Source organism: Salinicola lusitanus (assembly GCF_038648475.1).
In the GTDB taxonomy this organism is placed as follows: Bacteria; Pseudomonadota; Gammaproteobacteria; order Pseudomonadales; family Halomonadaceae; genus Salinicola; species Salinicola lusitanus.
Genome location: NZ_CP151919.1, coordinates 3,419,958 through 3,430,307 on the forward strand (window position 1 = coordinate 3,419,958; position 10,350 = coordinate 3,430,307).

9 protein-coding genes are annotated in these 10,350 nt (G+C 66.6%); 8 read left to right on the top strand and 1 reads right to left on the bottom strand.

Going from position 1 to position 10,350, the window contains the following annotated elements; genetic code table 11:
• The first annotated feature begins 6 nt into the window (after positions 1–6).
• The 6 genes from tmk (at position 7) to AAGT95_RS15370 (ending at position 6,231) form a co-directional block, all read left to right on the top strand.
• Entirely contained in the window at positions 7–663 is a 657-nt protein-coding gene (gene tmk, locus AAGT95_RS15345; RefSeq protein ID WP_110600100.1) for a dTMP kinase, read from the top strand.
• A complete protein-coding gene (locus AAGT95_RS15350; protein WP_342594396.1) occupies positions 654–1,637 on the top strand; it encodes a DNA polymerase III subunit delta' in 984 nt (327 codons plus the stop codon). Before tmk ends, AAGT95_RS15350 begins: the two co-directional genes overlap by 10 nt.
• 74 nt (positions 1,638–1,711) lie before the next feature.
• On the top strand, positions 1,712–2,518 hold the full coding sequence (locus tag AAGT95_RS15355) for a TatD family hydrolase (RefSeq protein ID WP_342594397.1): 807 nt from the start codon (positions 1,712–1,714) through the stop codon (positions 2,516–2,518).
• 58 nt (positions 2,519–2,576) lie between these two features.
• On the top strand, positions 2,577–3,110 hold the full coding sequence (locus AAGT95_RS15360; RefSeq protein WP_342594398.1) for a DUF1285 domain-containing protein: 534 nt from the start codon (positions 2,577–2,579) through the stop codon (positions 3,108–3,110).
• Positions 3,107–5,371, top strand: coding sequence for an ATP-dependent helicase (locus AAGT95_RS15365; RefSeq protein WP_342594399.1), 2,265 nt, complete (start codon positions 3,107–3,109; stop codon positions 5,369–5,371). Before AAGT95_RS15360 ends, AAGT95_RS15365 begins: the two co-directional genes overlap by 4 nt.
• A 44-nt stretch (positions 5,372–5,415) precedes the next feature.
• Entirely contained in the window at positions 5,416–6,231 is an 816-nt protein-coding gene (locus tag AAGT95_RS15370; RefSeq protein ID WP_110710372.1) for a sulfurtransferase, read from the top strand.
• Between the two features lie 147 nt (positions 6,232–6,378).
• Here AAGT95_RS15370 and AAGT95_RS15375 read toward each other — a convergent pair whose 3' ends face one another.
• Entirely contained in the window at positions 6,379–8,037 is a 1,659-nt protein-coding gene (locus AAGT95_RS15375) for an electron transfer flavoprotein-ubiquinone oxidoreductase (RefSeq protein ID WP_342594400.1), read from the bottom strand.
• Between the two features lie 395 nt (positions 8,038–8,432).
• Here AAGT95_RS15375 and AAGT95_RS15380 point away from each other — a divergent pair, with 395 nt between their 5' ends.
• Together AAGT95_RS15380 and AAGT95_RS15385 are read left to right on the top strand one after the other, a co-directional pair.
• The gene (locus AAGT95_RS15380) at positions 8,433–9,194 is read left to right on the top strand and encodes an electron transfer flavoprotein subunit beta/FixA family protein (RefSeq protein ID WP_110600090.1); all 762 of its coding nucleotides are present in this window, start codon (positions 8,433–8,435) and stop codon (positions 9,192–9,194) included.
• Positions 9,195–9,208: 14 nt separating this feature from the next.
• Complete coding sequence (locus tag AAGT95_RS15385; RefSeq protein WP_342594401.1) at positions 9,209–10,135, top strand: electron transfer flavoprotein subunit alpha/FixB family protein; 927 nt, start codon at positions 9,209–9,211, stop codon at positions 10,133–10,135.
• Positions 10,136–10,350 lie beyond the last annotated feature (215 nt).

Sequence of the window (10,350 nt, forward strand, 5' to 3'; positions counted from 1 at the left end):
CACCGCATGAACGCAGGTGATACCGAACAGCGGCGCGGCCGATTCATCACGCTGGAAGGTGGCGAAGGAGTGGGCAAGACGACCAATGTCACCTTCGTCTGCGATTGGCTGGCGGCGAAGGGCATCGAAGTCGTGCGCACCCGTGAGCCTGGCGGCACCCCGGGCGCCGAGGCGATCCGGGACCTCCTGCTGGATCCCACGCGGGAAGAGGCCTGGAGCGACGACGCCGAATTGCTGCTGGTCTTCGCCGCCAGGGCCCAGCACCTCGCCCGGCGTATCCGGCCTGCGTTGGCCCGGGGCGCGTGGGTCGTCTGCGATCGGTTCACCGATGCCACCTTCGCCTATCAGGGCGGGGGGCGCGGGCTGGATCGCCAGCGCATTCGAACCCTGGAAACCCTGGTCCAGGACGGGTTGCAGCCCGATCTCACGCTGCTCCTGGACATGCCTGTCGGCGTCGCGGCGCAGCGGGTCGTCAGCCGCGGCGCCCAGCTCGACCGGTTCGAGCGCGAGCGGGAAGCGTTCTTCGAGTCTGTCAGGTCGGCCTATCTCGAACGGGCTCGTGACAGCGAGCGGTTCGCCATCATCGATGCGAGTCCCGCGCTGGATGCGGTCCAGAGCGAAATCGAACGCTGCCTCGACCGGCGGGTGTCGGCATGGTTATGAGCCCGCTGCCGTGGCAGACCGACCGATGGCGGCAACTGGTCGAACTGCAGGATGGCGGTCGTCTGCCTCATGCCTTGCTGCTCTCCGGACCCAGCGGCATCGGCAAGCAGCCGCTGGCCGAGGCGCTGATCGCGCGGACGCTGTGCCGTAACCCCGGCGAGCTGGCCTGTGGCGAGTGCCATAGCTGTCGCATGCTGGCGGCCGGTTACCACCCCGACCTGCTGACGGTGATGCCAGCCGAGAAATCCCGCCAGATCCGCGTGGACGCGATCCGCCAGGTCAACGGTTTCGTCGCCCAGACTGCCCAGCAGGGCGGCTACCGGGTCATCCGCATCGAGCCGGGCGAGGCGATGAACGTTGCTGCCTCGAACGCCTTGCTGAAGAGCCTCGAGGAGCCGGGCGATCGGACGCTGTTCATCCTGGTATCCGATACACCGTCGCGGCTGCTGGCGACCATTCGCTCCCGTTGCCAGCACTGGAGCCTTGCCGTGCCCCCGCTTGAGGTGGCCGAACCCTGGCTGCGCGAACGCCTGGGCAATGGCGACGAGGCGCGTTTCTGGTTGAGCGTGGCCGGGGGGCTGCCGCTGCTGGCCGAGGAGCTGGCCGGCGCGGAGGCGCGACAGTTGCGCCAGGATCTACGCGAACTGTTCGATGCGCTGGTGCGCGGCGGCGAGCCGGTGGGGGAAGCGGCCAGGCTCGATGCGCAGTCGCTCGACCGCATACTATGGTATGGCATCGCCTGGCTGGAGGATCTGATCCGGCTCGGCCTGTCGGGAGACCCCAGCAGGGTGCGCAACGGCGATCTGCTGCCGCTGTATCGCCAGGCGGTCAAGAACGCCCGTGTGCGCGACTGGTTCCGGCTGCTGGATTATGCCCGCGAGCAGCGTCGACTGCTGGCGGCGGGTGGCAACCCGAATCCGCAGCTGGTGCTCGAGGCCTGGCTGGTTCGCTGGTCGGCGCTGCTGCGATCCTGAGCGCGTCGACGTTGCCGATGGTGGCCTCGACGCGGAGCGTTCGTGTCTATCTACTCTCTACCCTGGAAATCTTCATGTTCGTCGACTCTCACTGTCATCTCGATCGCCTCGATCTGACGCCCTACGGCGGCGATCTCGACGCGGCCCTGGAAGCCGCCAGGGACCGGGGTGTCCGGCGTTTCCTGGCGATCTCGACGTCGCTGGAAGGGGCGCCCAACCTGGCCGGGATTGCGCGGCGCCATGACGATGTCGACATCAGCGTCGGCCTGCATCCGCTCCACGAGGTGGCCCAAGAGCCCGACAGCGAGGCGATCCAGGCCTGTGCCGACCGCTACGGGGCGGTGGCCATCGGCGAAACGGGCCTCGATTTTCACTACGACAGCGTACCGCGAGAGACCCAGCGCCAGCGCTTCGTCGCCCATCTCCGCGCGGCCCGGGAGCTCGAGCTGCCGGTGGTGATCCATACCCGTGAGGCGCGTGACGAGACGCTGGCCCTGATCCGCGAGCATGTCGATCCGAAGGTGGGCGGGGTGCTTCACTGCTTTACCGAGGACCTGGAGATGGCCCGGGAGGCCTTGAGGCTGGGTTTCTATATTTCACTGTCGGGTATCGTCACGTTCGCCAGCGCCGAGGCGTTGCGCGGCGTGGCTCGACAGGTGCCGCTGGATCGTCTGCTGATCGAGACGGATAGTCCGTTCCTCGCGCCGGTCCCCCATCGCGGCCACCCCAACGAGCCACGGTGGGTGGTCGAGGTTGCCGAGTGCATTGCCCACGAACGAGGTATCACCGTCGACGAGGTAGCGATGCAGACCCGAGCCAACTTCTATCGGCTGTTCCCCGGCTGCGCCCCGGAAGGGAAGGCCGACAACCCGTTCGTGTGAGCGCGTTCACCGGCGACAATGCAGGCAACGGCGCCGGCGCGCCGTCGAGGAGGGCACGATGAAACTCGACACGCTGTTCCAGCAGTTCGACCCGCAGTCGATCCCCCCGTTGGCGCAGTGGGATCCGCCTTTTTGCGGCGACATGGACCTGACCATCTCGGCCAGTGGCGATTGGATCCACGAGGGTTCGCCGATACGGCGGCCCGCGCTGGTCGAGCTATTGAGCCGGGTGCTCCGTCGGGAAGCCGATGGCGACTACTATCTGGTCACCCCCGCGGAGAAACTCCGTATCGTCGTCGAGGATCTGCCGCTGCTGATCACCGACGCCGATCGGGTCGATGCCGATTGGGTCGCGGTCACCGCCGGTGGCGACCGGGTGCCGCTGGATGCGACCCATCGTCTGACGCTGCTCAGCGGCCCGGGGGGCGATCTCCTGCCGGCACTGCCCGTTCGCCACGGTCTGCGGGCGCGGCTGCACCGCAACCTGTTCTACCGCTGGGTCGAACTGGCCGAGCGGCGTGACGACGAGATGGGGTTGTGGAGTGGCGGCGTATGGCATGTGCTGGGCCGGTTCGACGACGGGGCGCCATGAACGATCGGGATCCCTCGATGCTGTCGGATCAGGCGCCCGCCGATGGGTTGACCGCCGAACAGCGCGCCGTGGTCGGCCATCGTCACGGCCACGCGCGAGTTGCGGCGGTAGCCGGCGCCGGCAAGACCACCACCCTGGTGAAGCGGGTACTGCACCTGCTCGCCAACGGCGAGAATCCGCGGCGCATTCTGGTGCTGATGTTCAATCGCGCGGCGAGGGACGACTTCCGCGCCAAGCTGACCCGGGAGGCGCCGCCGAACGTGGCGCTGCCGGAGGTACGAACCTTCCACTCGATCGGTCATCGCCTGACCCAGAGCCTGACGCGCTGGGGATACCTGCCGCCGCGCCAGTTGCTGCAGGCCGACTGGCAGCGGGAACGGCTGCTGCGGCAGGCGGTGATGCAGAGCCTGGCATCGGCCGATGGCGAGACTCGCGAGGCGGCCCTGGACGCGGATCGGCTGGAGGCGTTCGGCCAGTTCTGCGATCTGGTCAAGGCGGAGGTCGTCACGCCGGCCGAACTGTTCGAGAAGCTCGACTATGCCGCCGGCGAGCGGCACTTCATCGATGCCTTCGAGGTGGTGGAGTCGCTGCTCGAAGCCGCCGGGCAGATGACCTACGCGGACCTCCTCCATCGTCCGTTGCGGTGTCTCGAAGAGCACACGGACGCGCGCCGACGGGTCGAAGGTTTTCTGGGGCATGTGATCGTCGACGAATATCAGGACATCAATGAGGCCCAGCTACGGCTGCTCAAGATCCTCGCCGGCCAACAGGCCCAGGTCATGGCGGTGGGCGATGCCAATCAGTGCATCTACGAGTGGCGCGGTGCGCGGCCCGACGCGATGCTGTCACGCTTCGACGGGTTGTTCGGCCATGCCAGCGAGTACCCGCTCTCCTACACTTTCCGACACGGCCATGCTCTGGCCCTGGCCGCCAATCACGCGATCCGTCACAACCGTCAGCGCTGGGACCAGCTCTGTCTGGCGGCCCCCGGCAACCCCCTGACCGAGGTCCAGACCGGCGTCGGTGCCAGCGCGCTGCTGGAGACACTGCGGCGCTGGTACGCGGCGGGTCGACACAGCGACGAAGCCTGCGTGCTGGTGCGCAGCTGGTCGTTGTCGGTCTCGGTACAATTGCAACTGCTGCGGGCCGGCGTGCCATTTCGGCTGGCGCAGGAGGAGCGCTTCGTGTTCCGGTTGCCTCTGGTTCAGGCCTTGGCGGGCTATCTTCAGCTAGCCCGCCAGCCGCAGCGGCTGCAGGATCCCGCCCATCTGGCGCTGCTGTTCTCGCAGCCGACGACCTTCGTGGCCCAGGAGCGCGTACGCCGGCTGGTCGACGAACTCGTCCGCACCCAGCAGTGGCCGGCTCGCGAATCTTCGGTTCTGGCGGGCCTCAAACCCGGTCAGCGCCGGCACCTCAAGAAGCGGTGGCAACTGCTGTGCGAGCTTCCCAAGCTGGCATCGTGGCCGCCGGCCAAGCTGCTCGAGCACGTGGTCGACGCCATCGATGCCGAAAAAATTCTGCGTCGTTCGGCGGCGCGTCGCGAGAAGGGCGATGACGACGTGCGTCTGCTCGACGTGCTGATCGAGCAGGCGGGGGAGCTGGCCAGCGATCCCGAGGCGTTCATCGAACTGCTGCGCAATCCGGTCGAGAATCGCCCGGACGGCGTGTTGATCAGCACGGTGCACGGCGCCAAAGGACTGGAGTGGCCGCTGGTTGCGGTGTGGGGGCTCAACGAGGAGGATTTCCCCCATTTCAGCCGCGACAACCCGCTCTCGCCGGAGCGGCTGGAGGAGGAGCGACGGCTCTACTACGTGGCCATCACCCGAGCCAGGGAGCGTCTGCTGCTGGTTCAGGATGGCGGTGATCATCGACCGAGCCGGTTCCTCGACGAGACCGCGGTAGAGGACTGCGGTCGAATCGACCGGGCGATCCGCAGCGGCAGCGAGGCCGGCGTCGCGGTTCGCGAGCCGGAAATGATCGGTACCTATCTGGCGCGCATCGGCCAGGCGAGCGCGGATCTGGAACACCTGGGACGGTCGCTCACGCTGCACGCCCGCCAGCCGGTGCCATCAGCGCCGGCTGCCGAGGTCAGCGTGGCGCCGTGGCAGGTCGGGGATCGGGTGCGACATGCCAGCTTCGGTGATGGCGAGGTGCTGTTGGTCGAGGGCAATGCCGCCAATCCGGTGATCGACGTGCGCTTCGCCTCGGCCGGTCGCCGCCGCCTGATCGCCGCACGCGCGCCGCTGACGAAACGCTCGTGATGGGCCAGACTGTCTTTCGATCGACGACGCTTGGGGAGGAAGTGATGAACGCATCCGTGCTGGTGACGGTGGAAGAGTTGCAGCGCACTCTTGGCGGCGATCAACCGCCGCTGATATTCGATTGTCGCGCGTCCCGGGGCGACGAATCGCTGCCTGCCCGTCGCTATCTTCCCGACAGCCTCGTACTGGATCTCGAACGAGATCTTTCGGCACCGCCGGGCGAGGGTGGCCGCCATCCGCTGCCCTCACACGACGCGTTCACCACCACCCTTCAAGCCATGGGCGTCACTCCCGAACGATCCATCGTGGTTTACGACGACAACGGGGGGCAACTCGCGGCAGCACGGGCGTGGTGGATGATCGCTCGCTGGGCGGGCCATCCCGCCGTTCGTGTCCTTGACGGGGGCATGACCGCATGGACGCTGGCAGCGGGCGAACTCGTGGAGACCGCCGCCGAACCGGGCGGGCGGAGCCAGTGGTGCCCAGCGTTCGATGACCAGGCGCTGATCCCGGTGGGCGCGCTTTTGGAACGAGGCGGGCAACTGGTGGATGCCAGAGCCTTGTCCCGCTTTCGTGGGGTCGAAGAACCGCTCGATCCCGTCGCGGGCCATATTCCGGGGGCGACATGTCGGCCCTGCAGCGACAACCTCGATGGAAACGGTCACTTCAAATCGCCACAGCGGCTGGCGGAGGAGCTGCCCCGGGCCGAAGCGCTGACGGCCTACTGCGGCTCCGGTGTGACCGCCTGCCACAACATCCTGGCCTACGCCGTTGCGGGATTGCCGCTGCCGCGGCTCTACGTGGGTTCCTGGAGCGAGTGGATTCGCGACCCTGCCAGGCCGGTCGCGACCGGCGACTAGGTCCGGCTTCGCCCAGCGCCGTGTCCCGGCCGTGGGCTCGAGGCGGAAACCAAAAACCGCCCCAGGCATTGGCTTGGGGCGGTCTGCTTTATGCTGCCTTCGAGCTTAGAGCTTAGAGCTTAGAGCTTAGAGCTTAGAGCTTCGAGCTTACATGTTGGGGTAGTTGGGGCCGCCCCCGCCCTCAGGCGCCACCCAGGTGATGTTCTGGGACGGATCCTTGATATCGCAGGTCTTGCAGTGGATGCAGTTCTGGAAATTGATCCGGAACCGGGGCTCGCCCGCCTCCTCGACCACCTCGTAGACGCCCACCGGGCAGTAGCGCTGAGCGGGTTCGGCGTATTCCGGCAGGTTTTTCTCGATCGGGATATCGGGGTCGCTCAGCCTGAGGTGGCAGGGCTGATTCTCGTCGTGGTTGGTGTTCGACAGGAACACCGACGAGGGCTTGTCGAACGACAGCTTGCCGTCCGGTTTGGGGTAGTCGATCGGCGACGACTCCGCCGCGGTCTGCAGGCGGTGGTCCGGGGTGGTGTCGTGCTGCGTGGGCAGTTTGCCGCCCAGCAGCTGATCGACGAAGTTGAAAGCGCCGCCGCCCACGGTGCCGAACTTGTGAATGGCCGGGCCGAAGCTGCGGCTGGCTTCGAGCTCCCGCCAGGCCCAGCTCGACTCCCAGGCCGAGCTGAAATCGGTGAGCTCCTTGCCACCCTCGTCGCCGGCGGCAAACACGGTTTCCGCCGCGACCAGCCCCGACTTCATCGCGGTATGGATACCCTTGATCTTGGCGAAGTTGAGCGTGCCGGCATTGCAGCCCAGCAGCAGGGCGCCGGGCATGGTCATCCTGGGCAGACAGTTGGCGCCACCCTTGGTGATGGCGCGGGCGCCGTAGGCCACGCGCTTCCCGCCGGTCAGATGACGCGCCAGCAGGGGATGATGCTTCATGCGCTGGAATTCGTCGAAGGGCGAGAGATACGGGTTGCGGTAGGCCAGGTCGACGATCAGTCCCACCATCACCTGCTGGTCGTCGCCGTGGTAGAGAAACCAGCCGCCGTGACTGTCGCCGCCGTGGTCCTTGTCATCCAGAGGCCAGCCGGATCCGTGCAGCACCAGGCCCGGCTCGTGCTGCTCGGCGGGCACGTCCCACAGCTCTTTGAAGCCGATGGCGTAGTGCTGGGGGTCGCGATCGGCATCGAGACCGAAGCGCTCGATCAACTGCTTGCCGATATGGCCACGGGCCCCCTCGCAGAACAGCGTGTACTTGGCGCGAAGTTCCATGCCTGGCATGTAATTGGCCGTTTCGCTGCCGTCGGCGGCGACTCCCATGTCGCCTGTGATGATGCCGCGAACGATGCCCTCCTCGTCGACGATCGGCTGCTGCGCGGCGAAGCCGGGGAAGATCTCGACGCCCAGTCCTTCGGCCTGCTCGGCCAGCCAGCGGCAGAGGTTGCCGGCACTGATGACATAGTTCTTCGTGGCGGGTCCGTCGCCGCCGTGACCGGTGTTGTGCATCGACTTCGGCACCAGGGCGTTGGGCAACTTCTGCGCCTTGCCGGCGTCCTTCAGCAGGTAGAGTTCATCGCGCAGCACCGGCGTGTTCAGTGGCGCGCCGCGCTCAGCCCAGTCGGGAAAGAGTTCGGCCAGGGCCCGCGGCTCGAACACCGCGCCGGAGAGAATGTGTGCACCCACCTCCGACCCCTTTTCGACCACGCAGACCGACAGTTCTCGTCCGGCGTCACTCGCCTGCTGCATCAGGCGACACGCCGCCGACAACCCGCTGGGGCCTGCCCCGACGATGACTACATCGAAATCCATGGATTCACGTTCCAAACCCGATCTCCTCGCTTGCTGGCAGGGCGCTGTCGCGCTGCCCACCCGGTCCGTTCGTCGACGGCGATGGGCCGTCGTTTGTTATGGCCTTACGTTAGCCAGAGGGTTGTCGTTATGCCAACCGGCGCTGGCCTTATGCGAAGGTGCTGCTTCGGCACGGTGCCGTCGATGCGCTATCATCGCATTTTTCGCCCATTGCTGTCCCCGTGGTGCACCACCCTGGGGCGCGAAGGGCGTCGAGTTGACCCCGGCCGGCGTCGGCGTGATTCTGTCTCCGCCGACGTTCTGTTATCCGGCATCGAGCCACGATCAGGGCCGCCAATCGTCGATGTCGGCCGACGCCTGCCGGGTCGGTCTGTCAATAGCCAGCGAGGACACCCATGAAAGTACTCGTCGCGGTCAAACGCGTCATCGATTACAACGTCAAGATCCGGGTCAAGCCGGATCACTCCGATGTCGATCTGACCAACGTCAAGATGGCCATGAACCCGTTCTGCGAGATCGCGGTGGAAGAGGCCGTTCGACTCAAGGAGAAGGGCATCGCCACCGAAATCGTCGCCGTCACGGTCGGTCCCAAGGCCGCGCAGGAGCAACTGCGCACAGCGTTGGCGCTGGGTGCGGATCGCGCTATCCATGTCGAAACCGAAGAGCGCGTCGAGTCACTGACGGTCGCCAAACTGCTCAAGGGCGTCGTCGACGAGGAGCAGCCGGGCCTGGTCATCCTCGGCAAGCAGGCGATCGACACCGACAACAATCAGACCGGTCAGATGCTGGCGGCGTTGGCCAATATGGGGCAGGGCACCTTCGCCTCCGAAGTCGCTTTCGGCGACGGGGTCGAGGAGGGTGAGATTCGCGTCACCCGCGAGATCGACGGTGGCCTGCAGACCGTCGCGCTCAAGCTGCCGGCCGTGGTCACCACCGACCTGCGCCTGAACGAGCCGCGCTACGCCAAGCTGCCGGACATCATGAAAGCCAAGAAGAAGCCGCTCGACACCCGGACGCCGGAAGCGCTTGGCGTGACCGTCGCCAGCGGGCTGTCGCTGCTGAAGGTCGAGACACCGGCCGAGCGCAAGGGCGGTATCAAGGTGGGCTCCGTGGATGAGCTGATCGACAAACTCAAGAACGAAGCCAAAGTGCTTTGATAGGAGCGGATGAGATGAGCATTCTGGTTCTCGCCGAACACCACGACGGTCAGCTCGCTGCCGGTACCGCCCACGTCGTGGGCGCGGCCCGGGCGATCGGCGGCGATATCGATATTCTGGTCGCGGGTGACGGTGTCGCCGGCGTTGCCGAGGCGGCCGCCAGGCTCGATGGCGTCTCGCGCGTTCGCGTGGCCGACGCCCCGGTCTACGCCCACCAGCTGGCCGAGCCGATGGCGGACCTGCTGGTCAAGCTCGCCGACGACTATAGCCACGTGCTGGCCGCCGCCTCCACCGAAGGCAAGAACGTGCTGCCGCGCGTCGCCGCGCTCAAGGACGTCTCCCAGATCTCCGAGATTCTGAGCGTCGAAGGCGCCGACACCTTCAAGCGGCCGATCTATGCCGGCAACGCCATCGCCACGGTGCAGTCCAGCGATGCGTTCAAGGTGATCACGGTGCGCACCACGGCGTTCGATCCAGTGGCCGAGGGCGGTGGCGCCACCATCGAAGCCCTGGATATCGTGGTCTCCAGCGAGCTGTCGCGCTTCATCGGCGAGGAGCTGGCCCAGAACGAACGTCCGGAGCTGGGCGGGGCGCGTGTCGTCATTTCCGGCGGTCGCGGGATGGGCAACGGCGACAACTTCAAGCTCCTCGACGGTATCGCCGACAAGCTGGGTGCAGCGATCGGGGCCTCGCGTGCCGCCGTCGATGCCGGCTTCGTGCCCAACGACATGCAGGTCGGGCAGACCGGCAAGATCGTCGCCCCCGACCTCTATATCGCCGTGGGGATCAGCGGAGCGATCCAGCACCTGGCCGGGATGAAGGACTCCAAGGTGATCGTGGCCATCAACAAGGATGACGAGGCGCCGATCTTCCAGGTGGCGGACTATGGCCTGGTGGGCGACCTGTTCGAGATCCTGCCCGAGCTGGAACAGAAGCTGTAGGAGATCGGGATCTTCCAGGTCGCGCTCTCGAGGGTCTGCGGCCTCGTCGGTGATCGGTTCGAGCTCCTGCCCGAGCGGGAACAGAAGCTGTAGGAGATCGGGATCTTCCAGGTCGCGCTCTCGAGGGTTTGCGGCCTCGCCGGTGATCGGTTCGAGCTCCTGCCCGAGCGGGGACAGAAGCCACGGTCCCGTCGTCGCGGAACCGCGGTGGCGAA

What these genes read in the sequence shown, in the direction of transcription:
- AAGT95_RS15385 (WP_342594401.1), top strand. Translation starts at nt 9,209, where the DNA reads ATGAGCATTCTGGTTCTCGCCGAACACCACGACGGTCAGCTCGCTGCC.
- AAGT95_RS15370 (WP_110710372.1), top strand. Translation starts at nt 5,416, where the DNA reads ATGAACGCATCCGTGCTGGTGACGGTGGAAGAGTTGCAGCGCACTCTT.
- AAGT95_RS15355 (WP_342594397.1), top strand. Translation starts at nt 1,712, where the DNA reads ATGTTCGTCGACTCTCACTGTCATCTCGATCGCCTCGATCTGACGCCC.
- AAGT95_RS15380 (WP_110600090.1), top strand. Translation starts at nt 8,433, where the DNA reads ATGAAAGTACTCGTCGCGGTCAAACGCGTCATCGATTACAACGTCAAG.
- AAGT95_RS15365 (WP_342594399.1), top strand. Translation starts at nt 3,107, where the DNA reads ATGAACGATCGGGATCCCTCGATGCTGTCGGATCAGGCGCCCGCCGAT.
- AAGT95_RS15360 (WP_342594398.1), top strand. Translation starts at nt 2,577, where the DNA reads ATGAAACTCGACACGCTGTTCCAGCAGTTCGACCCGCAGTCGATCCCC.
- tmk (WP_110600100.1), top strand. Translation starts at nt 7, where the DNA reads ATGAACGCAGGTGATACCGAACAGCGGCGCGGCCGATTCATCACGCTG.
- AAGT95_RS15375 (WP_342594400.1), bottom strand. Translation starts at nt 8,037, where the DNA reads ATGGATTTCGATGTAGTCATCGTCGGGGCAGGCCCCAGCGGGTTGTCG.
- AAGT95_RS15350 (WP_342594396.1), top strand. Translation starts at nt 654, where the DNA reads ATGGTTATGAGCCCGCTGCCGTGGCAGACCGACCGATGGCGGCAACTG.